Origin of the sequence: Halomonas sp. MMH1-48 (genome assembly GCF_022348105.1) — a bacterium.
GTDB lineage: Bacteria > Pseudomonadota > Gammaproteobacteria > Pseudomonadales > Halomonadaceae > Vreelandella > Vreelandella piezotolerans.
The window spans coordinates 209152-233711 of sequence record NZ_JAKRFL010000003.1; the positions used below are offsets into that span (position 1 = coordinate 209152).

General features: G+C 60.1%; 24 protein-coding genes. 15 read left to right on the forward strand and 9 right to left on the reverse strand.

What is annotated here, in order from left to right; all coding sequences use genetic code 11:
• The first annotated feature begins 7 nt into the window (after positions 1–7).
• The 4 genes from MHM37_RS04650 (at position 8) to lpxL (ending at position 4429) form a co-directional block, all read left to right on the forward strand.
• A complete protein-coding gene (locus MHM37_RS04650; RefSeq protein WP_239295953.1) occupies positions 8–1048 on the forward strand; it encodes a peptidoglycan DD-metalloendopeptidase family protein in 1041 nt (346 codons plus the stop codon).
• A 150-nt stretch (positions 1049–1198) separates the two neighbouring features.
• Complete coding sequence (gene rpoS / locus MHM37_RS04655) at positions 1199–2173, forward strand: RNA polymerase sigma factor RpoS (RefSeq protein WP_139526500.1); 975 nt, start codon at positions 1199–1201, stop codon at positions 2171–2173.
• 228 nt (positions 2174–2401) lie between these two features.
• Entirely contained in the window at positions 2402–3502 is a 1101-nt protein-coding gene (gene alr, locus MHM37_RS04660) for an alanine racemase (RefSeq protein ID WP_239295952.1), read from the forward strand.
• Between the two features lie 12 nt (positions 3503–3514).
• Positions 3515–4429, forward strand: coding sequence for an LpxL/LpxP family Kdo(2)-lipid IV(A) lauroyl/palmitoleoyl acyltransferase (gene lpxL, locus MHM37_RS04665; protein ID WP_219861585.1), 915 nt, complete (start codon positions 3515–3517; stop codon positions 4427–4429).
• Between the two features lie 82 nt (positions 4430–4511).
• On the opposite strand, the gene speD is transcribed toward lpxL, so the two are convergent.
• The 4 genes from speD to MHM37_RS04685 form a co-directional block, all read right to left on the reverse strand.
• Entirely contained in the window at positions 4512–5306 is a 795-nt protein-coding gene (speD, locus tag MHM37_RS04670) for an adenosylmethionine decarboxylase (RefSeq protein WP_044629679.1), read from the reverse strand.
• A 219-nt stretch (positions 5307–5525) separates the two neighbouring features.
• Positions 5526–5945 carry an OsmC family protein gene (locus tag MHM37_RS04675; RefSeq protein WP_139526503.1) on the reverse strand — a complete coding sequence of 140 codons (420 nt, stop codon included), beginning with the start codon at positions 5943–5945 and terminating at the stop codon, positions 5526–5528.
• Between the two features lie 94 nt (positions 5946–6039).
• Positions 6040–6702: an N-acetylmuramate alpha-1-phosphate uridylyltransferase MurU gene (gene murU / locus MHM37_RS04680; protein WP_153842597.1), complete on the reverse strand. Its 663-nt coding sequence runs from the start codon at positions 6700–6702 to the stop codon at positions 6040–6042.
• On the reverse strand, positions 6699–7709 hold the full coding sequence (locus MHM37_RS04685; RefSeq protein WP_153842598.1) for a phosphotransferase: 1011 nt from the start codon (positions 7707–7709) through the stop codon (positions 6699–6701). The genes murU and MHM37_RS04685 overlap by 4 nt, the downstream gene beginning before the upstream one ends.
• Positions 7710–7779: 70 nt before the next feature.
• Between MHM37_RS04685 and MHM37_RS04690 the strand changes: the two genes are divergently transcribed.
• From MHM37_RS04690 to apaG, 5 genes are read left to right on the forward strand one after another with little or no spacing between them, the layout of a single operon-like run.
• Positions 7780–10227, forward strand: a complete 2448-nt coding sequence (locus MHM37_RS04690; RefSeq protein WP_139526506.1) for an LPS-assembly protein LptD — start codon at positions 7780–7782, stop codon at positions 10225–10227.
• Between the two features lie 37 nt (positions 10228–10264).
• Entirely contained in the window at positions 10265–11305 is a 1041-nt protein-coding gene (locus tag MHM37_RS04695) for a peptidylprolyl isomerase (protein ID WP_139526507.1), read from the forward strand.
• Positions 11305–12348 carry a 4-hydroxythreonine-4-phosphate dehydrogenase PdxA gene (gene pdxA, locus MHM37_RS04700; RefSeq protein ID WP_239295951.1) on the forward strand — a complete coding sequence of 348 codons (1044 nt, stop codon included), beginning with the start codon at positions 11305–11307 and terminating at the stop codon, positions 12346–12348. The genes MHM37_RS04695 and pdxA overlap by 1 nt, the downstream gene beginning before the upstream one ends.
• 26 nt (positions 12349–12374) lie before the next feature.
• Positions 12375–13217 carry a 16S rRNA (adenine(1518)-N(6)/adenine(1519)-N(6))-dimethyltransferase RsmA gene (gene rsmA, locus MHM37_RS04705; RefSeq protein WP_139526509.1) on the forward strand — a complete coding sequence of 281 codons (843 nt, stop codon included), beginning with the start codon at positions 12375–12377 and terminating at the stop codon, positions 13215–13217.
• Complete coding sequence (apaG, locus tag MHM37_RS04710; RefSeq protein ID WP_139526510.1) at positions 13214–13591, forward strand: Co2+/Mg2+ efflux protein ApaG; 378 nt, start codon at positions 13214–13216, stop codon at positions 13589–13591. The genes rsmA and apaG overlap by 4 nt, the downstream gene beginning before the upstream one ends.
• Before the next feature lie 6 nt (positions 13592–13597).
• Here the strand turns inward: apaG and MHM37_RS17085 are convergent, their stop codons facing one another.
• On the reverse strand, positions 13598–13765 hold the full coding sequence (locus MHM37_RS17085) for a GMC oxidoreductase (RefSeq protein ID WP_343218244.1): 168 nt from the start codon (positions 13763–13765) through the stop codon (positions 13598–13600).
• A 6-nt stretch (positions 13766–13771) separates the two neighbouring features.
• Positions 13772–15052, reverse strand: coding sequence for an FAD-dependent oxidoreductase (locus MHM37_RS04715; protein ID WP_239295949.1), 1281 nt, complete (start codon positions 15050–15052; stop codon positions 13772–13774).
• 362 nt (positions 15053–15414) lie between these two features.
• On the opposite strand from MHM37_RS04715, the gene MHM37_RS04720 reads away from it, so the two are divergent.
• Together MHM37_RS04720 and MHM37_RS04725 are read left to right on the forward strand one after the other, a co-directional pair.
• Positions 15415–16230, forward strand: coding sequence for a symmetrical bis(5'-nucleosyl)-tetraphosphatase (locus tag MHM37_RS04720; RefSeq protein ID WP_139526512.1), 816 nt, complete (start codon positions 15415–15417; stop codon positions 16228–16230).
• A complete protein-coding gene (locus tag MHM37_RS04725; RefSeq protein WP_239295948.1) occupies positions 16231–17367 on the forward strand; it encodes a polynucleotide adenylyltransferase in 1137 nt (378 codons plus the stop codon).
• Here the strand turns inward: MHM37_RS04725 and folK are convergent.
• Positions 17364–17909, reverse strand: a complete 546-nt coding sequence (gene folK / locus MHM37_RS04730; RefSeq protein WP_239295947.1) for a 2-amino-4-hydroxy-6-hydroxymethyldihydropteridine diphosphokinase — start codon at positions 17907–17909, stop codon at positions 17364–17366. The two genes, MHM37_RS04725 and folK, sit on opposite strands and share 4 nt — an antisense overlap.
• Positions 17906–18286 carry a dihydroneopterin aldolase gene (gene folB / locus MHM37_RS04735; protein ID WP_139526515.1) on the reverse strand — a complete coding sequence of 127 codons (381 nt, stop codon included), beginning with the start codon at positions 18284–18286 and terminating at the stop codon, positions 17906–17908. The genes folK and folB overlap by 4 nt, the downstream gene beginning before the upstream one ends.
• A gap of 102 nt (positions 18287–18388) precedes the next feature.
• Between folB and plsY the strand changes: the two genes are divergently transcribed.
• On the forward strand, positions 18389–18958 hold the full coding sequence (plsY, locus tag MHM37_RS04740) for a glycerol-3-phosphate 1-O-acyltransferase PlsY (protein ID WP_239295946.1): 570 nt from the start codon (positions 18389–18391) through the stop codon (positions 18956–18958).
• A 9-nt stretch (positions 18959–18967) separates the two neighbouring features.
• Here plsY and tsaD read toward each other — a convergent pair whose 3' ends face one another.
• On the reverse strand, positions 18968–20011 hold the full coding sequence (gene tsaD, locus MHM37_RS04745) for a tRNA (adenosine(37)-N6)-threonylcarbamoyltransferase complex transferase subunit TsaD (protein WP_139526517.1): 1044 nt from the start codon (positions 20009–20011) through the stop codon (positions 18968–18970).
• A 200-nt stretch (positions 20012–20211) separates the two neighbouring features.
• On the opposite strand from tsaD, the gene rpsU reads away from it, so the two are divergent.
• From rpsU to rpoD, 3 genes are all read left to right on the forward strand, one after another.
• Positions 20212–20427, forward strand: a complete 216-nt coding sequence (gene rpsU / locus MHM37_RS04750) for a 30S ribosomal protein S21 (RefSeq protein ID WP_016416934.1) — start codon at positions 20212–20214, stop codon at positions 20425–20427.
• 187 nt (positions 20428–20614) lie between these two features.
• The gene (dnaG, locus tag MHM37_RS04755; protein ID WP_239295945.1) at positions 20615–22492 is read left to right on the forward strand and encodes a DNA primase; all 1878 of its coding nucleotides are present in this window, start codon (positions 20615–20617) and stop codon (positions 22490–22492) included.
• Positions 22493–22701: 209 nt separating this feature from the next.
• On the forward strand, positions 22702–24558 hold the full coding sequence (rpoD, locus tag MHM37_RS04760; protein WP_139526519.1) for an RNA polymerase sigma factor RpoD: 1857 nt from the start codon (positions 22702–22704) through the stop codon (positions 24556–24558).
• The last annotated feature ends 2 nt before the right edge of the window (positions 24559–24560 follow it).

Below are 24560 nucleotides of genomic sequence, written 5' to 3' on the forward strand. Positions count from 1 at the left end.
GGTTTCCATGCGTAAGGTTTTTATGATGACGGTGCTTGCACTGGCGGTGAGTGGCTGTGCCAGTCAGCAGTCCAACACCCCCCAGGTGCGCGATTTGAGCGACGCACGCCGTGCGGTGGAAAACTCACCACAGTACACCGTCAAAGCAGGCGATACGCTCTATGGCATCGCGTGGCAGCACAATCTGGACTATCGCCAGCTTGCCGCCATCAACAATATCGACGCGCCTTACCAAATTTATCCTGGTCAAACCATCGCTTTGCGTGAAGGCGCGGGAGGCATGTCGACTGCGTCTGGCGGCAACGCGTCACCCGCTTCGACCAGCGGTGCCGTTGCTACGGGGCTACAACCACAAGCCACTGCCGTGGCGAGCAATGACCAGGAACTCGACTGGCTGCTGCCGGACGAGAGTGCCATCGAGCGCAACCAGCGGCTAACGGTAGAGCGTGCGGAGCGCACGGCGGTCGAGGCGTCTCAACAGGTCGCTGCCGCTACCGAGGCGTCTGAGGTGGCTGCTCCCCAGCAGCCAAGCACTCAGCCCGAGCAGGAGCCCGAGCCCGAGCGGGCACCCGCGCCGGAACCTGAGCCGACACCCGCCGCCGCACCAGAGCCTGCCGCTGAGCCGGCTCAAGCTGCCCGCACCGATCGTTCGTCACGGACCTTTACGCCTGCCGAAAACATCGACTGGCGCTGGCCCACCGACGGCCAAGTGACCGGCGAGTTCGGGCAAGGCGGCAGCATCACCGCTGGGATTGATATCGCCGGACAAAAGGGGCAACCTGTCCGTGCTGCAGGTCCTGGGATCGTGGTCTACGCCGGTAGCGGCGTACGCGGTTACGGTAACCTAATACTACTGAAACACAACGATCAGTTTCTCAGTGCCTACGCACACAATGATAGTTTGAGCGTAAAAGAGAATGATGTCGTCGAGGCTGGTGAAGTCATCGCCACGATGGGCGATAGCGATGCAGATGCCGTCAAACTGCATTTTGAGGTGCGCCGCGATGGCCAGCCGCAAAATCCGTTGGACTATCTGCCCTCTCGCTAGTCATCCCTTGGCGGGTGTAAGGTAGACCTGCCAAGACTACCCGAACAGCTGATTCAGGGCGTCATATAACAATAAGGTGCACGCGCACAGGAAGTGCGACCACCCTTACTTTTCTACATGGCGGATAGGCGAAACCACGGGGGTATGACCATGAGTATGCTGGAGAAGGACCTACAGGAGATTGACCTGGATGAAGTTGAAGAGGCGTTGGATGACGCCGATGACGACGCCACAGCCGAAGAGGATGCGTTCGAAAAAGCGCTGGGCCGTGAAGATCGTCAATCGACTCAAAGCTTGGACGCGACACAGATCTACCTCAATGAGATTGGCTTTTCTCCGCTACTGACGCCGGAAGAAGAAGTGTATTACGGACGCTTGGCGCGTAAAGGCGATGCCCTGGGTCGTTCGAGGATGATCGAGTCGAACTTGCGCTTGGTGGTTAAAATTGCCAGACGTTACTTGAACCGGGGGTTGACGCTGCTCGATCTAATCGAAGAAGGCAACCTTGGTCTGATCCGTGCGGTAGAGAAGTTCGACCCCGAGCGGGGTTTTCGCTTCTCGACGTACGCCACATGGTGGATTCGCCAGACCATCGAGCGTGCGTTGATGAATCAGACGCGCACCATTCGTCTGCCTATCCATGTGGTTAAAGAGCTGAATATTTATCTGCGCGCTGCTCGTGAACTGACCCAAAAGCTGGACCACGAAGCCACCGCCGAAGAGATTGCCGAACATCTCGACAAGCCGGTCGAGACGGTCAAGAAAATGCTCGGGCTGAACGAAAGAGTATCATCGGTGGATTATCCCATGGGAGGCGAAAGCGACAAGCCGCTGATCGATACGCTCACCGATGATGAAGTACTCGGCCCGGAAGCCTGCTTAGTGGACGGCGACGTGCGTGAGCACGTAGACCACTGGCTGGATGAACTGAGCGAGAAGCAGCGAGAAGTCGTGGTACGTCGCTTTGGTCTACGCGGCCACGAGGCGGCAACGCTAGAAGAAGTGGGTGCCGAAATTGGTCTCACCCGTGAGCGGGTGCGTCAAATCCAGGTAGAAGCGCTAAAGAAGCTACGCCGCTCGCTGGAAAAACAGGGCCTCTCTCTCGACGCGATTTTCGAGAGCTAGGCGATCGTCGTGAGTCGCGTCAGCCGTTCTGGCCGCAGCACCGATAGCGCACCGAGTGACCCACTCGGTGCGCTGTTTTTGGGCGAAAGGTTTTCCACCGCTGCCGGGCGGGACGCTTGATCGTGTCAGCATTGTCCATCCGCCAGCGGCATTACCTGCCCATGCAGGAGTGAATGAGAGGGTGAACGAGATAGTGAATGAAATGGTAGATGAAAGAGCGAGAATGCCATGCGCCCGCTAGTGGCCCATATTGATTTGGACGCCCTGCGTCACAACTATCGACTGGCGTGTCGCTGCGCCCCGCAAAGCCGCTCGGTAGCGGTGATCAAAGCCGACGCCTATGGGCATGGAGCACTGGCCTGCGCCCGTGCGCTGGAAGCCGACGTCCCGGCCTTTGCCGTGGCGTGCATCGAAGAAGCGTTGAGCCTGCGTGAAGGCGGTATCCAAGCCCCCATTGTCCTGCTCGAGGGTATCTTCGACGCCGACGAGCTGGCCCTGGTAGATGAACACCGTCTGTGGATCAGCGTTCATAGCGCCTGGCAGGTAGAGGCGCTGCTGTCTTATTCGCCCCGGCAGCCGATTCCTGTTTGGCTGAAGGTGGATTCCGGCATGCACCGGCTGGGGTTCTCGCCCGAGCAAGCGGTCAGCGTGTGGCAGCGGCTGGTCGACGCACCCCAGGTAACGGCGCTGCATCTGATGAGCCACTTTGCCAGTGCCGATGCCCAAGACCCTAGCGTCTTCAACCAGCAGATGCGCGTGCTGCAAGGGCTAGCGGATGAACTGAAGGCACCGCTGTGTTTGGCCAACTCTCCGGCGACGCTGGCCTGGCCAGTCGCTCACGGTGATTGGAATCGCCCTGGGGTGATGCTCTATGGCAGCGACCCGCTGGAAGTGGCCAACGACGTCACCCGCCAGCTACGCCCGGTCATGTCGTTACGCTCGGAAATCATCGCGCTGCGCGAACTCGATACCGGCGAGCAGGTTGGCTACGGCGGGCGCTGGAAGGCCCCGCGTCCCTCCAAGATTGCCGTGGTGGCGGCAGGGTATGGCGATGGCTATGATCGCCACGCGGTCGACGGCACGCCGGTGCTAGTCAATGGCCAGCGCTGCCCGATTGCTGGAAAGGTGTCGATGGACATGCTGACGGTGGACGTGACCGATGTACCCGTCGCGGCCATTGGCAGTGAAGTGGTGCTATGGGGAGCAGCCAGCAATGGCGCCGTACTGCCGGTGGATGAGGTGGCCCGCTATTGCGCTACCATCAGCTATACACTGCTCACCGGGGTGCTGCCTAGAGCTCCTCGGCGTTATCATGGGGCTCACGTTTGAACGGTTATCGGTATGTCTAACGCGTCTAATCCGCGCTCCTTTGCGCACCCTCGTTACTGGCCAACATGGCTGGCGATTGGCCTAATGTACGTGGCCGCGTGGCTTCCTTGGCGCGTGAAGCTCTGGGTGGGGAAAGCGATTGGCCTGCTGGCGTGGCGCTTCGTGAAGCGTCGTCGGCACATCACCGCCACGAACATCGCGCTCTGCTTTCCAGAAAAAAGCGCCGACGAGCAGCGCCAACTGGTCAAAGAGACCTTCATTGCCAACGGGATCGGTTTGGTCGAAACCGCAACTGGCTGGTGTCGTGATGCCGAAGGGCTGCGTCATCGAGTGGCCTATCACGGCCAAGAGCACCTTGCACGCGCTAAAGCTCAGGGCAAAGGCGTGCTGGTGGTGGGTATCCACTTTTCGACGCTGGACTTAGGCGGGGCGTTACACTCGCTGTTCTTCCCGGCAGATGTGGTTTACCGCCCCCATAACAACCCGCTCTTCGAGCGATTCATGACCCGAGCACGTTCACGCATCTTTGGCCAAGCCATTGATCGCCATGACCTGCGCGGCGTGGTGCGCCGCATCAAAGCGGGGCACATCGTGTGGTACTCACCGGATCAGGATTTCGGCCGCGATGTCAGCGTCTTTGCGCCGCTGTTTGGTCAGCCGGCGGCGACCATCCGTCTCACCTCGAAAATCGCCCGCATGACGGGCGCCCCCGTCGTTCCGCTGATGTTCCACCGCAACCCGGATAATCGCACCTACACCATCGAGTGTTTGCCGGCGTTCGAGGATTTCCCTAGTGGGGATGAAATGGCCGATGCCTCGCGGGTGAATGTCTTCATCGAGCGGGCGATACGCAAACATCCCGAGCAGTATCTATGGCTGCATCGGCGGTTCAAGACTCGCCCAGAGGGCGAGGAGAGTGTTTACTAGCCATCGCTGCCCAGTCAAGGTAAGAAAAAAGCTGCCCGCGGGCAGCTTTTCATTGGTATCGAGGCGGTCTTACAGCCATGTATTAGTCGAGGTTGCGGGAGTAGAAAATTTCCAGCATCTCTTTGCGCAGACGGCTTTCGATGTCTCGTGCTTCTTCGAAGGTGATGTCGCGACGTGAGGTGCCGAACAGGTAGTTATCCAGTTCGAAATCCTTGAGCAGCATCTTGGTGTGGAACATGTTTTCTTGATACACATTCACGTCAATCATCTGGTAGGCCTGCTTGGTATCTTCTGCCAAGTAGTCCTGAATGGACGTGATATCGTGATCAATGAACAGTTTTTTGCCATCCACGTCCCGGGTAAAACCACGTACGCGGTAATCCATGGTCACGATGTCGGAGTCGAAGCTGTGGATCAGGTAGTTCAGCGCTTTCAGCGGGCTGATATGACCACAGGTCGAGACATCGATATCCAAACGGAAGGTACTAATGCCGTTGTCCGGGTGCGATTCTGGGTAGCTGTGCACCGTCACGTGGCTCTTGTCCAGGTGCGCGACCACGGTTTCCGGTAGCGGGCCCGGCCCCGGCTCGGTTTGACCCGGCGTGGGTTCATCCAGCTCGTGCTCGGCGATCAGGATGGTGACGCTCGCCCCGTGGGGTTCGTAATCCTGGCGTGAAATATTCAGCACGTGGGCGCCGATGATATTGGTCACGTCCTTGAGAATCTGCGTCAAACGTTCGGCGTTGTAAAGCTCATCGATATAGTCGATGTAAGCCGCACGCTGCTCTTCGGTCTTGGCGTAACAGATGTCGTAAATATTGAAGCTCAACGAGCTGGTCAGGTTGTTGAACCCGTGGAGTCGGAGATTATCTGACACGTCCGAACCTCCCTATGGCAGATGAAGACACCCCGACGATCCAGCGCCGGAACCGATAAACACTTGTTACCGTGCTGAAGCAGCCGCGACGTCCGACGCGGCCCCGCACTACGCAGTAGGGGGAGAAACAAGCGGGCGTATTATGCCCGCCCGTGGCGTGGGTTGCATCCGGCCAGGCGATTTTTTTTGACGCAGAGCGACCGTCTCGCGGCGCAGGGCTCAAGCTTCGATAATCTCGAAGGAGTGAGTAATCTCGACGCCGCCGTTGACGAGCATAATCGAGGCGCTGCAATACTTCTCCGCGGACAGCTCTACCGCCCGTTGTACCTGCTTTTCTTTCAGGCTGCGGCCTGTAACGACAAAGTGGACGTGAATCTTGGTAAACACAGAGGGCACTTCGTCGGCACGCTCGGCGTCGAGCTCCGCCACGCAGTCGGTGACATCGGCGCGGGCCTTATCGAGAATGTTCAAGATATCGAAAGCGGTGCAGCTTCCCATGCCCATCAGCAGCATTTCCATCGGCCGCGGGCCGGTATTGCGGCCACCGTGATCGGGCGGACCATCGATCACTACGCTGTGCCCGCTACCCGACTCTGCGACGAACTGACGACCATCGGTCCATTTTACCCGTGCTTTCACGTTGCTCTCCTCATCTTGGCGACGATAGGTAAGTCGCGCAGCATAACATTTCTAGGCGACAGCGCACGGCTTCATCGCGCGCGGTTAACAGGCGTCAAGGCTGCGCCAGATGCTGTTCCAGTTCGGCGAGCCGTTTCGGGGTGCCTACGTCTACCCAGTGGCCGGAAAAATGCTCACCGCTGACTCGTTGCTTGGCCATGGCTTGCTTTAGCAACGGTGCCAGTGCAAACGCCCCAAGGGGCTCTCGAGCGACGAGTTCGGGGTGTAGGATGCCAATACCGGAGTAGGTCAGGCGTGGCTCTCCCATTGGCGTAACGCGGCCCCGGTCGAGGGCAAAATCGCCGTTTGGGTGGTGTTCCGGGTTGTCCACCAAGATCAAGTGGGCAAGATCGCCCTCTGTCAGCGCGGCCGCGCTGGGCAGGCGATCACACCACACATCGCCATTGACGAGTAAAAACGGCGCCTCACCTAGCAGAGGCAGCGCCTTGCGAATGCCTCCGCCGGTTTCGAGTGGTTGTGGCTCCACGCTCCAGTGAAGGTGCAGTTGGTGTGCCGAGCCATCACCCAGCGCCCCCATGATCTGCTCGGCACGGTAGCTTACGTTGATCACCACCTCCTCGATGCCCGCACGCTTCAAACGCTCCAGGTGGTGGACGATCAGCGGTTTGCCCGCTACGGGCAGCAGCGGTTTCGGGCAGTGGTCGGTGAGTGGGCGCATCCGTTTGCCCAAGCCCGCCGCTAGGATCATCGCTTTCATGGCGTTGATGCCTCCAGGCGCTGGAGAATGGCGGGACGCAGCACCTCGCGGACCCAGTCGGCAAACTCATCGTGTTCGGGAAGGGCCATTAAGCTATCTTCCAAGTGGGTTAAAAAGTGCGGCAGGCGGGCCAAGTAGCCTTGCTTGCTGTCACGCAGCGTCAATCGACAAAAAATGCCCAGGACTTTGAGCGAGCGTTGGGCGGCCATCGCGTGGCACTGGGCCAAAAAGGCAGCCTCGCTCACCGAGCGGGTCAAGCGACCCTCTTGCCGGGCTTGCTGATAGAAGGTACTCACTAGCGCGGCAAACTGGTCAGCGCTGAAACGGCAGTAGCGACCTCGCAACAGCGAAATGACGTCGTAGCTGAGCGGGCCTGCCACGGCGTCTTGAAAGTCGATCATATAAAGCGTCTGATCGTGCCACATCAGATTCATCGCATCGAAATCGCGGTGAACGCTCACCACCGGCTGTTCTAGGGCGCGCTCGATCAAGCCCGTGCGCAGTGTTTCCCAACTGCCGGGAGCGGATAGCGACAGCCAGCGCTCCAGGCACCATTCGGGAAAGAGATCCAGTTCCCGGGCGAGCAGGGCGGCATCGTAGGCGGGAAGAGCGGCCGGATTGGCGCGGTTTTGCAACTCGGCAATCAGTGACAGCGCCGCCAAGTGGTTCTCTTTCGTGCGTGCCGGGTCGGTAAAGGTAGCCTGCAGCGGCGTATCGCCCAGATCGTCGAGCAGCAAAAAGCCGGCCTCCAAGTCGCTGGCGTGAATGGCGGGAACCGGTAGCCCGGCGGCGTGCCAGCGCTGGCCGATGGTCACAAACGGCGCGGAGTCCTCCTGGGCAGGTGGCGCATCCATGATGATTTGCGTGTTGCCATCCGGTAGCGTTAGCCGAAAATAGCGCCTAAAACTGGCGTCACCGCCCGCAGCAGAGAGGCGAAGAGTGGCACGGTCGAGGCCGTGGTGTTGCGCCGCCCACTGAGTGAGGGCGTCGATCCGAGAAGAGGACATGCAAGCTCCTTGCTGGTCGGGCATCATGCGGGCTGTATAATACCGATTCTGGATGCCAAGGATAACGAACATGGGCAAGCGAATCTCGCGCACCGTACCGGTTGCGCATACGCTGCTGGGCAGTTTGCTCGCTGGCGCCTCGTTTTCAGCGGTGGCACAGGACCCAACCCTGCCCGCAGAGGCGCTGGACTGGCAGGCCTGGCGCCAAGACGAAGCGTCGCAACAGCTATGCCGGGGGCGCTATGTGATGCCCGGCTACCGCTTGCCAGCGGAACAGAACCCAGAAACGCTTTCGGTGGAAACCGACGAAGTGGACTACGCCGCCGATGGCGAAGCCTTGCTGCGGGGCGATGTGGTGCTGCGCCGAGGTAATACCGAGCTGGAGGCCGAGCGCGTCTTTCTTCCGGCGGATCGCCAGCGGGTGGATGCCGAGGGGAGCCTGGCCATTCGTGATGGACAGGCCCTCGTGCGCGGTGAACAAGCCACGCTGATGCTGAACGAAGATCGCGCCTCGCTGCGTAACAGCCACTACGTGCTTTACGAACAGCATCTGCGTGGGCAAGCCCGACAGCTAGAGCAGACTGGCGAAAATCAGTACCGCCTTCAGGAGGCTACGTTTACTACCTGTGACCCCGGTGCCAATAGCTGGCAACTGGTGGGTAGCGATATTCGTCTCGATCAAGCCTCGGGGTTTGGTACCGCCCGTCACGCGCGGCTGGAAGTCAAAGACGTCCCGATATTTTACTGGCCGTGGCTGCGTTTCCCCATCGATGACCGCCGCCATACCGGGCTGCTCTCGCCGTCAGTGAGCTTCTCAAGCGATGGCTTCGATTATACGCAGCCTTTCTACTGGAACATTGCACCGAACCAGGATGCCACCATTACCCCGCGCTGGATGTCGGACCGTGGTCTGCTGCTCAACGGAGAGTATCGCTACCTGCTCGAGGGTAGCCAGGGCTTGGTGGAGGGCGGCTATCTCGATAGCGACGGCGGCACCAATAACGGCGATAACCGCTTCGAAGGCGACGACCGCTGGTACATTGATGCTCAGCATGCAGGACGGCTCACGCCGCGCAGCGACTATCGACTGCGCTACGGCGCGGCCAGCGATGGCCGCTATTTCGACGACTTTGGCGGCGAGTTCGGCAACAGCGACCGCGTCAGTATGGAGCGTCTGGCCCAGGTCGATTATCGCGGTGAGCGCTGGCAGCTCGACGCAAGGGCCCAGGGCTTTCAGCGCCTGGAAGACCCGCTCAGCGATACCGATCGTCCGTTCTACCGCCTGCCGAGTTTGACCGCCAACGCCAACTGGCAGCTAGACAACGGCCTGTATACGCAGTGGCGCTCGAACGCGACCTACTTCTGGCGCGACGTGGATGAGCGGCGAGTTCCTGAACGCGAAGCGGCCATCGGTTCGCGCCTGCACCTGACGCCCGCCGTGGGCTGGCGCTACGAGCAGCCTTGGGGCTATATCGAGCCGCGCACCGAGCTTTGGCACACCGCGTACGAATTGGATTATGGCGATCGGGTGACCGATCGCGCCACCTCGCCTTCGCGCAGCGTGGCGATCACCTCCATCGATAGCGGCTTGGTCTTCGAACGTGAACTGGAGCTCGGCGGGCGCGATTATCGCCAAACCCTCGAACCCCGGGTGAACTATGCCTATGTGCCGCGCACCGACCAGACCCAACTACCCGATTTCGATAGTCGTGAGCGGGCGTTCTCCTGGGATCAGCTCTGGTCGCCGCACCGCTTCTCTGGAGCTGACCGCGTGGGCGACCTCAACCGCGTCTCGCTCGGCGTACAGTCACGCTTGATCGAAGATAGCGCTGGTCGGGACCGGCTCACCTTCGGCGTCGGTCAAAGTTACTATTTCTCCGAGCGGCGCATCGATAGCGAAGGCGACCCGGACACGCTGCCGCCGCGCCCCAGCGAAGACCCTTCCGTGAATCCGGAAAGCCGCTATCAGGCCACCCGTGACCGCTCTCCGCTGGTCACTCGCCTGGATTGGCAAATATCGGATCGCTGGAGTACCGGTTACGAGTGGCTTTACGATGATGAGCGTGAACAGACCGAGCGATCCAGCGTGGACGTTCGCTATCGCCATCCGGAGGGGCACGTAGTGAACCTTGGCTACCGTTGGGAGATCGAAGGGTTCGATCCGAGCGTGGTGCCGGGGGACGATGGTTTCCGCGACTACAGCCGTGAAGAGTGGGATCTTTCGCTGGCGTGGAAAGCGAGCCCAAGGATTGATTTGATTGGCCGCTACCTGCACGATCAAACCAACAACCGTCCCTTGGAACAGCTCGCGGGCCTGCAGTGGAACGACTGCTGCTACGGCGTACAGCTGGTATGGCGTGAATGGATCGACGACAACGATACGGCGCGGGTTGGCGATGACTTCAACGACCGCGGGCTATTTTTGCGCTTCGTGTTTCGTGGTCTAGGTGGCGTGGGCCAAGAGGCCGACGGCTACTTTGAACAGGCGATTCCTGGCTACCGTCCCACGCCCTTATGAACGACCACTTTAAAATAGCGACTGAAAGAGACTTTTTATGATGATCAGAAAGACCTTGCTGAGCTGCGCGCTGAAGAAACGAGCCACCCAGCTGTCCGCAGGCAGCCTGATGGTGCTCTGCCTGGGCACGGGTGCGGCGCTGGTTCCGCTGACCGTTCATGCGCAAAACTTCGAGTCGGCCCAGCGTCAGCAGTTGGATAGCGTCGTCGCAGTCGTCAATGATGGCGTCATCATGCGCAGCGAGTTGGATGACCGCATTGCCCAGGTGGAGCAGCAAGCAGCGGCTCAGGGCGGCAATTTGCCGCCGCGTAACCAGCTGGCCCAGCAAGTGTTGGAGCGTATGGTCATGGATGAAATCCAGCTGCAAATGGCCCGCCGAGCCAATCTGAGCGTGGATGACACCGAACTCAACCGCCAGCTGCGCAGCATTGCCGAATCCAACGGCATGACGCTGGACCAGTTTGCCGATGCGGTAGAAGCCGACGGCATTACCCTGGCCGACGTGCGCGAAGACGTACGTCGTGAAATGTTGATGCGCCAAGTACAGCAGCGCCAGATCAGTCAGCGTGTCACGGTCTCCGATCGCGATGTGGAGCGTTTCTTGAGCCAGCAGCCGAGCCAGCAGCAGGGCCAAGCCTTTATCGAAGAAACCCGTGCCCGCCATATCCTGGTGGAACTGACGCCTACGCGTAACGAGAACCAAGCCCGTGCCCGCGCAGAAGAGGCTCGCCAGCGTTTACAGCAGGGCGCAGAGTTCGCGTCGGTGGCCCGTGAGTACAGCGACGATCGTGGTAGCGCCATGAACGGCGGCGACCTGGGCTGGGTACGCCCTGGACAAACGGTCCCTGCGTTTGAAGAAGCCATGACGTCTCTCAGCCCGAACCAGCTCTCCGAGCCTGTGCGCTCGCAGTTCGGCTATCACGTCATCGAAGTGCTGGAGCGTCGCCGTCAGGACGTGACCGAAGAGAGCCGTCGTGAGCAGGTGCGCCAAGCGATTTTCCAGCGTCGTGCCAACGAAGAGCTGCAAACCTGGCAGCGTGAAATCCGTGAACAGGCCTTCGTGGATATTCGTCTCTAATGACGCGGCCGCTGCTGTTGACCACCGGTGAGCCCGCGGGCATCGGGCCAGAGCTTGCGCTGATGCTGGCCGCTCGTGGGCAATTAGCCAACACGGTGGCGGTGGGTGACCCGCAGATTCTGCGCCAGCGCGCCGCGCTGCTCGGGCTGGCCGTAGAGGTCGTCGAGGCCACGCCGGGTGGCTTGGATATATCCTCTCCAGGGCGTTTGGTGGTGTGGCCCGCCACACTGCGAGCGCCTGCCACGCCTGGGGTGCTCGATCCCGCCAATGCCCGCTACGTGTTGGAGACACTGCAAATCGCCGTAGACGCCTGCCAAGCAGGGCAGGCTGCGGCTATGGTCACCGCGCCGCTGCATAAAGGGGTCATCATCGAAGGGGGTTTTCCCCATTTCACCGGCCATACCGAGTGGTTGCGCGACGCCTGTGGCGTCGATGAGGTGGTGATGCTGTTGGCGACCGATGCCGCGCTGCATGCCAAGAACCCGCTTTGGCAAGGCAGCGGCGATTTGCGCGTGGCGCTGGTGACGACTCACCTGCCGCTGCGTGACGTGGCCGATGCCATCACATTCGAGCGGGTCACCCAGATTACTCGCCTGCTGGCCGCTGACTTGAAGCGCCAATTCGGCATCTCGAATCCGCGCATTGCGGTGTGCGGCCTCAACCCCCATGCCGGGGAGGAAGGGCATTTGGGGCGCGAAGAGCTGGACACGATCATTCCGGCCCTCGACGCGCTGCGTGCCGACGGGTTGGATATCCAAGGGCCGCTGCCCGCCGATACGCTATTCACGCCGCGTCATTTGGCCGGGATCGATGCCGTTCTCGCGATGTATCACGACCAGGGCTTGGCAGTGCTAAAATACGCCGGCTTTGGTCAGGCCGCGAACATTACCCTGGGGCTGCCGCTGGTGCGTACCTCGGTGGACCACGGCACCGCGCTGGATTTGGCGGGCCACGGTACTGCCGACCCCAATAGCCTGGGCGTCGCGCTTGCCCTCGCGCAGCGGCTTGCCGCTCAGCGTGCCAGCTCCCTGGCCGCTTCATGAATCAACCCTCCAAGGAACACTGTTAGATGTCTCAAGTGCCTCAGCAGCACCGTGCTCGTAAACGCTTCGGTCAGAACTTTCTGCGTGACCTCGGCATCATTTCGCGTATCGTCCGCGCCATTGGGCCACGCGAAGGCGACCGACTCGTCGAAATTGGCCCCGGGCAAGGTGCACTGACGGCGCCGCTGCTGGAAGCGGCGGGAAAGCTGGAGGTGATCGAGCTGGACCGCGATCTGGTTCCAGGCTTGCGAGTACAGTTTTTTAACTACCCTGAATTCGTGATTCATGAAGGCGACGCGCTGAAGTTCGATTTTGCCGAGCTCAAGGGCGAGGGCCCGGCGCTGAGGGTAGTGGGTAACCTGCCTTACAACATTTCCACGCCTTTGATCGTGCATTTGCTGAGTATGGGTAGCGCCATCGCCGATATGCACTTCATGCTGCAGAAAGAGGTGGTGGAGCGCTTGGCCGCCGAGCCGGGCAGCACCGACTGGGGTCGCCTGTCGGTGATGGCGCAGTACTACTGTCAGGTCGATCAGCTGTTCATCGTGCCTCCGGAGGCCTTCGTGCCGCGCCCGAAGGTGGACTCCGCGATCGTGCGTCTCACTCCCTTTGAGCACCTGCCCCACATCGCCGACGATCCGGCCCTGCTGTTCGAACTGGTCAAGCTGGCCTTTGGGCAGCGGCGTAAAACGCTGCGCAATAACCTGAAAGGGCGGGTCAGCGCCGAGACGTTGGAAGCGTTGGGCATCGACCCGGCGCGACGCCCGCAAACCCTGACGGTGGCGGAGTACGTCACCATCGCCAATCAGGTCGCGGCCAACGAGTCGGCCAGCGCAGACAACGACCGCCAGGGAGGCGACGAGGGGTGAGTGGTTTGGAGATCGAGGTCAGCGTTACGCCCGAGTTTCGTGATGCCGAGTCGAGCGACAGTGAATCCCGCTACGTGTTTAGTTACACCGTAACGGTCCACAATCAAAGCCCACATAGCGTGCAGCTAATGGCGCGTTACTGGAAGATCACCCAGGGCAGCGGCGATAGCCAAGAGGTACGCGGCAAAGGCGTGGTGGGCCAGCAGCCGCTGATTGGCCCTGGTCAGCGTTTTCGCTACACCAGTCGAGCGATCTTACAAACGCCGGTGGGGGTGATGGAGGGGGCTTATACGCTGCTCAATACCTATACCCAACGAGCCTTCGACGTGCCCATTGCACCGTTTCGGCTCGCCGTTCCACGGCAGCTACATTGACGCTGATCAGGCGTGGGACGGTCGCCTGAGTTGACGATCTAAATGGTCACAAAGGCGCAACGCCAGTTGAACGATCGTCAGCGTAGGGTTGGCGTGGCCGACGCTTGGAAACACGCTTGACCCCGCTAAGTACATGTTTTCTTGGTCGAACAGGCGACAGTCACTATTGACGATCCCCTGTTAGGCGCGATGGCTCATCCGAGTACCGCCCATATGGTGGCGCCCCGCCAGCTCGCCTTCGCTGGGCATTACGACAGGCTGGGCAGCTAACCAATCAGCGAGCTTTAAGCGCCCGATATTCTGGTTGAGCAGGTGTTCTCCAAGTAGCAGCATACTGTCGCGAATGGTGTGGCGGTCTAGCGCTGACTGCTGCCAAATAAGCCGACTGCGTGGGATACCGAACTCATCGACCTCCGTATCCAGCGCCACTCGATTGTCGAAACGCGGCTCCTGCTCCCAGGCGGCGCGTAGAATCACGCCATGCATGACGCGACCTTGGGCTTGCCACGTGGAGAGCTGTTCTCCAAGTGCTGGCGCGTCTTGTGACAGCGTATCGATCAACTGCTGAGTGGCCTCCCTGTTCATGCGGTGTAAGCGCAGGCCGCAGTTGAGCAACTGGCGCTTGGAAAGCATATCGGGAGTGGGGGATAAAAAGACGTTGTACTCTTGATCCAGCCCCAGCGCCTGCGGTTCAAACAGCAGTGCTTGGCCCACGGAAGCATGCGGATGCTCCATCCAATAGCGACCCAATGTCGATGCGTCGCGGATAAGCTGACCATTGGATTGCTGGTTTAACCACAGCAGCAGTCGCGAGTTTTCGATGCCGCCGCAGGCGAGTACGAAGTATCGTGCACGAACCTGGCACTCATCCCCCTGAAAGTTACGCAAGGTGGCGCGCTCGACTCGGCCAGCGTGACGTTCAAGCGCCACCAAATTGGCCGTCAGACAGTACTCAACATGGGCAGACGCATTGAGTGTGGCGGCATATTTATCTTTCAGCCGCACAGGGTTGCCCAAAGAAAAGTAAATACGCTCAAATCCTGAGCCGGGCACCGGGTAATCAGCATGGGGTTGCGTTAAGTTTAGCAGCTTGGCGGCGTGGGTGTAATAGGGCGCGAGCGCCTCTTGAGTAATTGGCCAAGCCGTATCAGGAGCGGCCGTCTTTGCAGTAAAATCGTGGGCGTCCAAAGGCCTACATACCCCGCCCCAGTGATTGGTAGAGCCACCTAAATAGCGTAGGCGTGCGTCATCCAGGGGAATGTAGGGGTCGCCGACGACCTCGCCTCGGTAAATGGCTTGGGAGCGCTCGCTGTAAGAGGCCTCTCCACCTTCGCACAGCAACGTACGATGCCCTTGCTCAGCCAGCGTCACGGCCATGGCGATTCCGGCTGCACCGGCACCGATGATGCAGATGTCGTAGTCGATTGCTTGGGTCGCGAGGGTGTCAAAGGCGAGATACATTAGCGGTCTTCAGCGCTTAGCAGCCAACCGTTCACCAGTGCCGGCGCCGGTGGAGAGACGGATTGTGCAGCCGCTATCGGCCACCGGCTTAGGGTGAGCACGGTGCCTGTCGAAACAAGCAGGCATTTTAAAACGTCTCGGCGGGCAAGATCGATCGGGGAGTGACGCGGAAAGTAAGGGCTCATTAGCGTACCGTTATCCTTAACAGAGAGTCGCGAGCTGTCTGAGTACATAGTGATGTAACTTTGCCGATTGCTCCAGAATTTTTGTGCTGACGGAGGGAGATAACGCCGAGGCGTTCCCTTGAGTCGTTAGGCGTGTTGTCCATCATTTTCATTCCATTCATCACAAGGCCTTAGCCTATGAGTACGTACGCCATTGGCGATCTCCATGGTTGCCATGCCGAATTTGTCAGCCTGTTGGAAAAACTACGCTTCAACCCGGCCCAGGATAGGCTTTGGCTGGTAGGGGATCTGATTAATCGCGGCCCTGGTTCGCTCGCTTGCCTGATGGAGGCCAAGGCGTTGGGGGGGGCCGTGCGCTGCGTGCTGGGCAACCACGATTTTCATTTGCTGGTGGTGGCTCGTGGGGGCGGCAAGTTGAAAAAGAACGATACCTTGGACGATATTCTGGCATCTCCCCAGCGTGAGTCGCTGCTGGATTGGCTGCAGAACCAGCCCCTGGTCGTGCGCGAGGAGAGTACGCTCATGGCGCACGCGGGCCTACTGCCAAGTTGGAGTGCCGAGCAGGCGCTAGCGCTTAGCGGTGAAGTGCAGTCGGCACTTCAGAGCGAGCGTTCGGGCGAGTTTCTGTCCCAGCTTTTTGGCAATCAGCCGGATCGTTTTCGGGACGACCTGGAAGGCATGGATCGTCTGCGCTGTATCGTCAACGTGTTGACCCGGATGCGCTTCATCGACACCCAGGAGCGTCTCGATTTTGCGGCCAAAGAGGGGCTCGATAGCGCCCCTGATGGATTCGCTCCCTGGTTCCAGTTTCCACGTCAGGATGATATACGCCTAATGTTTGGCCACTGGGCCGCGTTGGAGGGGCGCACGCCCCACGCCAAGATCAACGTCGAGGGGCTGGACACCGGCTGTGTATGGGGCGGCGCGTTGACCGCTATGAATCTGGAGACCGGCGAGCGCACCTGCGTGATTAGCCAGCAAGGAGGCCGTTAAGTGTTTCAACAGGATGCTCTTACCCAAGGGTTAGAGGTGTACCGGGTAGGTGGAGCAGTGCGGGATGCGCTGCTGGGCTGGCCGGTGGTCGATCACGACTGGGTCGTAGTAGGGGCGACGCCGGACGACATGCGTCGGCGGGGCTTCAAGCCTGTGGGTCGCGACTTTCCGGTTTTTTTGCATCCCCATACGTCAGAGGAGTATGCGCTGGCGCGCACCGAGCGCAAATCCGGTCATGGCTACGGGGGCTTCGAGGTGTATGCCAGCCCGGACGTGACGCTGGAGGAAGATCTGTCACGGCGTGACCTGACGATCAATGCCATCGCTCAAGGGGCTAACGGAGCGCTGACCGACCCGTTTCACGGTCGGCAGGATATCCAGCAACGCCTGTTGCGCCACGTATCGCCTGCCTTCAGCGAAGATCCGCTGCGGGTGCTACGTACCGCGCGCTTTTTAGCTCGCTATGCGCATCTGGGCTTTGCCATCGCCCCAGATACCCAGGCGTTGATGCGTCATGTCAGTGAAAGCGGCGAACTTGGCCATCTCGCCGCAGAGCGGGTGTGGGTCGAGACCGAAAAAGCGCTTGGCGAACCCAATCCAGAGCGCTATTTCACGACGCTACACGAGTGCCAAGCGCTGGCCACTTGGTGGCCGGAACTTGCCGATGACGAAACGTTGGCTGCTGCCCTCGATGCGCTAGCCAGCGCGCCTGAGACCTCGTCACCCGCGCTGGCCCACTGGCGCTATGCGCTATTGGTGTCGGTGCTTAGTGATGAGCAGCGCGACGCGTTAGCGAGCAGGCTGCGGCTGCCCAACGCGGTGGCGCAGTTGGCCCGCCATACCGCGCTGACGAAAGCGCTGCTCGATGAACCGCTCGACGATGAGCGAGTGCTGCACTGGTTGGAGCGCTTGGATGGCTGGCGCAAACCCGCTCAAGTCATTGCGCAGTTACAACTTGTCAGCCGTTTGGCACCGGCGCGCCAACCCCGGCTTAAGAAGGCGTGGCAAGCCGCTCAGGCAGTGAGCCCCCAGGCATTGCTCGGTGAGGGGTATCGTGGCGCCGCCCTAGGAGACGCGCTGCGCCAGCATCGCCAAAAAGCGGTGGCAGGCGCGTTAGACGAGGGGGCGTCGCGCTAGCGCGCTATGGCCACCCGGAACTGCGGGTCGGCTTGGGAAATCCAGCGGCCTCGCCAGTGAAAATCGATCGGCCATAGGCGTTGGTCGCCTAAGGTAAAGCGCTTCCAGAGTGTGGCATAGGGGGTTTGGCAGGCGGGGTGGCGCGTGTTGGGCAAAAGCTCCGCCAGGGGTTGAAGCACGAAGGCGTTACGGGTGATTTCGCCACGCGGCAGCGCGACGTCATCGATGACCCCGCAGGCATCGCCGACGGTCAGTAGGTCGATGTCCAGCGCGCGGGGGCTGCATTTCATCATGTCCGGCGTTCGGCCGTGGGCGATTTCGAGCTCTTTGGACCATGCTTGAAGCTCGCTCACCGACCAGTCGCTATAGAAAGCGACCACCAAGTTGTAGAAGTTGCGGCTATCGTTGAAGCCGACCGGCTCACTTTCGAAAATGCGTGATATCTGCAGCGGGCCAAAGGTATCTTCCAGGGCGTCTAGGCAAAGTCGGATATGGGTGTCAGGATCGATGTTGCTGCCCAAGCTGAGTGTGACCAGATTCATGACGATGTGTCCTGCGTGGCCTCCGGCAGCGTGCCGCGCGTGATTTCCAGGCCGACGCTGGCCGCTTGAGGAACGGCACCGGGTTTGCGGACGGTCATGCGAAGCCAACTGATCGGAAATTCGTGCTGCAAGCAGGCAGCAAGGCGCTCTGCGAACGTTTCCACCAAGGCGAATTGATGCTCGTCGGCAAACTGCTGGATTCGCTGGCAGATAGCGGCATAATCCAGCGTTAGGCGTAGCTCGTCCGTGGCGGCCGCTGGCCGAATATCCGTTGCCAGCGATAGATCCAGGCTCAGCGATTGCGTTATCGTGCGTTCCCAGTCGTACACACCGATGACGGTGTCGACGGTGAGTGCTTCGATCAAAATGCGGTCCACAGGCCTTCCCCCAGGGTCAACAAGCGGGCGATTGTACTTGAGGATGACCTGAAACGACAGTAAGGCAGCGGCGTCGGCCGCCCATGCCAGGGTAGGCAGTCCATGATATGGATCGTAATCGGTTATTTGAGCGGTAGTTGGCTGGCGGCGGTGAGCGTATGTCGGTGGGCCGGTGTGACGGATCCACGGTTTTGCGGCTCTTACAACCCAGGATTTTCGAACGTGCTCCGCCTATATGGTCCAAGGCTCGCAGCGGCCACGCTGCTGCTCGATGCGTTAAAAGGGGTGCCTGCAGTGCTGGCTGCCAAGCTGCTGGCGCTGCCGGTATGGTTGCAGGGTATTGTGGGGCTGGCCGTGTTGCTGGGTCATAGCTATCCGATCTGGCACGGCTTTCGCGGCGGAAAGTCGGTCTCCAGCGCGTTTGGCGTGCTGTTGGTGCTGGTACCCAGCGTGGCGCTGCTCACGGCGCTTTGCTGGGCGCTACTCGCGTGGCGTTTGCGCACGGCGGCGGCTGCATCGCTCGTTAGCGCGCTGTTGGCACCGCTGCTGTGTCTCTGGCTAGCCCCCGGCTACGTCAGCGTCGTAGGGGGCTTTAGCCTGCTCGTATTGGCCCGCCATGGCCTCAATATTCGCCGTTTGCGCCGCAGGGAAGAGCCGCCCCTACGCGGATAGGCGCGAGAGCTACCGTGGTGCGGTAAGCGTATCGAGCGGCCAGCGAGGGGTCGCCTGCATCACGCCGTTGTCATCCCGCTCGCCGGCTGCCAAGCGCTGCGCACCGACATAGGCAATCATGGCGCCGTTGTCGGTACAAAAGCGCCCGCGAGGGTAATAAGCACGGGCTTGGCGCTTTTGGGTCTCCAGCGCTAGCCGTTCACGCAGGCGAGTATTGGCGCTGACGCCGCCTGCCATCACGATGCGTTTTAGGCCGGTTTGGTCAAGGGCGCGGCGGCATTTGATCACCAGTGTATCGACGACGGCTTCTTCGAAGGCTCGCGCAACGTCGGCCTTCGCCTGATCATCCAGTTCGTCTGCCGCTTCTAGCTGTCGAATGGCCGTTAGGGTGTGGGTTTTAAGGCCTGAGAAACTGAAGTCCAGCCCCGGACGATCAGTCATTGGGCGCGGAAAACGAAAGCGCGTCGGGTCGCCCTGTTCGGCAAGCTTTGCGACCAGCGGTCCGCCTGGATAAGCAAGGCCGAGCATTTTGGCGGCCTTGTCGAAAGCCTCCCCGGCGGCGTCATCCACCGACTCCCCCAGCAGTTGGTAGTGCCCTAACCCCTGTACTTCGACTAGCTGAGTGTGGCCGCCCGAGACCAGAAGGGCCACGAACGGGAAATCGGGGGCGTCATCTTCCAGCATCGGGGCGAGCAGGTGGCCCTCCATGTGGTGAACGCCCAGCACCGGTATGTTCAGCGCTTTGGCCATGCCGTGGGCAGTGCTGGCGCCAACCATCAGAGCGCCGACGAGGCCCGGTCCGGCGGTGTAAGCGATACCGTCCAGGTCTTGGCGGGTGAGCTGGGCGTCTTTCAATACTTGCTCGATCAACGGCAACAGCTTGCGGGTGTGATCTCGGGAGGCCAGCTCCGGCACGACGCCGCCGTACTCCGCATGCATGGCGATTTGGCTATACAGCGCATCGGCCAACAGGCCGCGCCCGCCGGTGAACGCGGTATCGTAAATGGCGACGCCGGTTTCGTCGCAAGACGTTTCAATGCCCAGTACGCGCATGGCAAAAGAACTCGTGTAGGTGGTAAGGCAGAGGTTACAAACCGGCTAGTCTAGCATTATGGCAGTAGAGGGGCGTAAGCATTTGCAAAGATCGCCAACCGCGACTAGACTACTGTGCGCTGTAAAACTGGGTCGTACACCGTTGTGTTCGGTGTGCGTACTATCCGAACTCAAGACTCCTTAAGGTAGGTGAGTGCTTAATGCCTTCTGTAAAAGTACGTGATAACGAGCCGTTTGACGTCGCCCTGCGTCGCTTCAAGCGTTCTTGCGAAAAAGCTGGCGTTCTGTCTGAAGTACGTCGTCGCGAGCACTACGAGAAGCCGACTGCTGAGCGTAAACGCAAAGCGGCCGCTGCCGTAAAACGTCACGCTAAGAAGTTGCAGCGTGAGCGTAAGCGTTTCGAACGGCTCTATTGATCCGTACCTGGGGATAGCCAGCGCAATTGACCGGTTATCCCAAGAGGGATGCCAAGCGGCCGCCACTAGGTGGCCGTTTGTTTTTCGTTCAGTGATGTGTGTTTTGCGCGGTTTAAGGTGATCAGGCGCGTTGTCTGATGACGTTAGACCCGCCCATTAGCGCTTCGCGCGAGGATGCCCGCAGTTCATGGCAGGCCAAATTCCACAGCGTTTCATTGACGACCTGCTCGGCCGCGTTGACGTGGTGGAGGTTGTCGGCGAGCGCGTGCAGCTTAAGAAAGCGGGTCGTAACTTCTCCGGTTTGTGCCCTTTCCATCAGGAAAAAACACCGTCGTTCACGGTGAGTGCCGACAAGCAGTTTTACCACTGCTTTGGTTGTGGCGCTCATGGCAACGCGCTGCGCTTTTTGATGGAGTACGACAAGCTGCCGTTCCCCGAAGCGGTAGAGCAGTTGGCCGGGCGTTTAGGGCTCGACGTGCCCCGTGAGGGGGCGGATGACCCGCGTGCTCAGCAGCGCGAGAAAAAGCGTAAAGAGGGCGTCAACCTGCTGGAAGTGGCCGCCAGCTTCTACCGCGAGCGGCTGAAAATGCAGGAGGGTCAAAGTGCTCAGCGCTACCTGCAGGGCCGCGGACTGTCGCCAGAGGTCATCGACACCTACGGTATTGGTTATGCGCCGGGTGGCTGGGAGGCGCTCAAGCAGCATCTGTCGGCAAAAGGGATCGGCGAGCCGGTACAGGTCGAGTACGGACTGCTGATCCACCGCGAAGACACTGGGCGCACCTACGACCGTTTTCGCGACCGAGTGATGTTTCCCATCCGCGACTTGCGTGGTCGTACCCTAGGCTTTGGCGGCCGGGTCATGGGGGATGAACAGCCCAAATATCTCAATTCACCAGAAACGCCTGTCTTTCATAAAGGGCGCGAGCTATACGGTTTGTACGAGGCGCGTCAAGCGTCTAGCAAACTCGAGCAGTTGGTGATGGTCGAAGGCTATATGGACGTGGTGGCGCTGGCTCAGTTCGGCATTCATAACGCCGTCGCTACGTTGGGCACGGCGACCACGGAAGATCACTTGAGCCGCCTGTTTCGTTTGGTGAGCCGAGTAGTGTTCTGCTTCGACGGTGACCGGGCGGGCCGCCAGGCGGCAAGTCGCGCGCTGGAAACCGCTCTCCCGCAGATGATCGATGGGCGCGAGGCAAGGTTTCTGTTTTTGCCGGAGGGTGACGACCCGGATTCGCTGGTGCGTCGAGAGGGCAGTGAGGCGTTCGAAGATCGTGTCACCTGTGCGATGCCGCTCTCGGAGTTTCTCTTCGAGCAGGCCGCCCAGGGGCGCGATTTGAATACGGTGGAAGGGCGCGAGCGATTTGCGAGTCAAGTGCTGGAGGCGCTGAACAAGGTGCCTGACGGTATGCTGAAATCGCTACTGCTCGAGTCACTGGCCAAACGCAGCGGGCTGGCCCAGTCGCAGCTTCAGGCGCTGCTGGATAAGCGCACCGCTTCCGCCAGCGCATCGCCGCAGTGGGAGCCGGTGGATGACGCGGCGCTCGAGCCGGTGGTGGCGGACGAGGCTTCACGCCCTGCTGCCCGCCGCCGTCAGGGAGCGAAGCTGCAGGCGCTATCGACGGTGGCTCGGATCGTACAGCTACTGCTTCACGAACCACGCTTGGTGACGGTGCTGCCCGAGACGTTGGAGTGGCTACCCGACAACAGTGAAGAGGCACCGCTGTGTCGCGACCTGATCGCGCTGCTGCGCGCCGGGCGCTACCGGAGTCCGCAGGTGGTGCTGGCGCATTTTCAGGGTAGCCATGAGGGTCAGGTGTTGGCCGAGCTCGCCCAGCGTGAGCTGCTGATTCCGAAAAGCACCCGGGAGGCGGAGCTCAATGGTTTGGTCGAGCATTTGCTAGAAAAGCAGCGCAAGCGCTCGCCTCAGGAAGAGTACGATGCGCTGCTGGCGCTGGAGCGCTCTGGACAGAGACTGAATAAGGAGCAGCGTCAGCGATTGGCAAGTCTGATGATGGAGCTGGTTCAGCGCTCAGGAGACAGACCAGTCAAGAGCAATACATAGCGAGGGGTTGAATTACGACGCTTCAACACCATATACAGGGCTAGTCGCCAGGCGCTGGCCTAACCGAACAACCTAACACACCTGAATGACCGCGCAAATACGTTTCGCTGGAAAAAATCCCGCTATTTACGCTATACTGTTCGGCTTGTTGAGTTTAATCGATTCAGCGCCCCAGGTGTTTCATTCTTCTTCGTCGAGATAGGGTTTCTATGGCTGGAAATGCGCAGCAGCAGTCACGTCTGAAGGAGTTGATCGCGCGCGGCAAGGAGCAGGGCTACCTGACCTATGCCGAGGTCAACGACCATCTACCCGAGGATATCGCCGACCCGGATCAAGTGGAAGACATCATTGGCATGATCAACGACATGGGTATCAGTGTCGTTGAGGAAGCGCCTGATGAAGACACTTTGATGATGTCGGATCACTCCACGGACGAGTCCGCTGCGGAAGAGGCCGTTGCGGCGCTCGCCGCCGTGGAAAGCGACGTAGGTCGCACCACCGACCCCGTGCGCATGTACATGCGTGAAATGGGAACGGTCGAGCTTTTGACCCGCGAAGGCGAAATCGAAATCGCCAAGCGAATCGAAGAAGGCACGCGGGAAGTGATGTCCGCACTGGCGTATCTGCCGGGCGCGGTCGCGTCGATCCTCGAAGCCTACGACGCCACTCAGGACGAAGAAGCGCCTGGGCGCTTATCCGATCTTTTCTCTGGCTTCATCGACCCCGACGAAGGTATCCCCGGGGTTGCCGAGGCAGAAACGCCGGAACCTGACGTCGATACCGAGCTGAGCGACGATGACGATATCGATAGCGACGCCGACGATGACGAAGAAGACACCAGCGCCAGCGAAGGCGGTCCAGATCCAGAAGAGGCTAAAGCGCGTTTCGAGCAGATTCGTGAGCAGAACGCGGCGGTGGAAGCCGCGCTGGCCAAACACGGTCGTGGTAGCTCCGAATTGAAATTCGAACAGGAGCGCCTCGCCGAGCTGTTCTCGCCGATCAAGCTGGTGCCGAAGCACTTCGAGCGACTGGTAGGCCAAGTGCGGATCAGCGTCGAGCAGGTGCGTGCCCAAGAAAAAGCGGTCATGCAGCTGTGCGTCAAGAAAGCCAAGGTGCCGCGCAAGACGTTCATCAAGTCGTTCCCGGGCCACGAGTCGGATCAGACGTGGCTGGACGCCTTCCAAGAAGCGCAGCCCAAGTACGCTGACCGCTTAGAGCCACTGCGTGCCGATATCGCCCGTTCTCAGCGCAAGATTGCCTTCGAAGAGGACATGGTGCAGCTCTCGGTAGCCGATCTGAAAGAGGTCAACCGCAAGCTGTCGATTGGCGAAGCGAAAGCACGTCGTGCCAAGAAAGAGATGGTCGAGGCGAACTTGCGCTTGGTGATCTCGATTGCCAAGAAGTACACCAACCGCGGCCTGCAATTCCTCGATCTGATTCAGGAAGGCAACATTGGCTTGATGAAGGCGGTGGACAAGTTCGAATACCGTCGTGGCTACAAGTTCTCGACCTATGCGACATGGTGGATTCGTCAGGCCATCACTCGCTCGATTGCCGATCAGGCGCGGACCATTCGTATTCCGGTCCACATGATCGAGACGATCAACAAGCTCAACCGCGTCTCCCGTCAAATGCTGCAAGAGATGGGGCGCGAGCCGACGCCGGAAGAGCTAGGCGAGCGTCTGGAAATGCCGGAAGACAAGGTGCGTAAGGTGCTTAAAATTGCCAAAGAGCCGATCTCCATGGAGACGCCGATTGGTGATGACGACGATTCGCATCTGGGGGATTTCATCGAGGACGGCACCATGCTGCTGCCGATCGATATGGCCACCGGCGAAGGCTTGATCGAAGCGACCCGCAACGTGCTGGGTGGTTTGACTGCCCGCGAAGCGAAAGTCCTGCGTATGCGTTTCGGTATCGACATGAACACCGACCACACGCTGGAAGAGGTGGGCAAACAGTTTGACGTCACCCGCGAGCGGATTCGTCAGATCGAGGCCAAAGCGCTGCGCAAGCTGCGCCACCCCAGCCGCTCAGAACCGCTTCGTTCGTTCCTAGACGAGTAAAG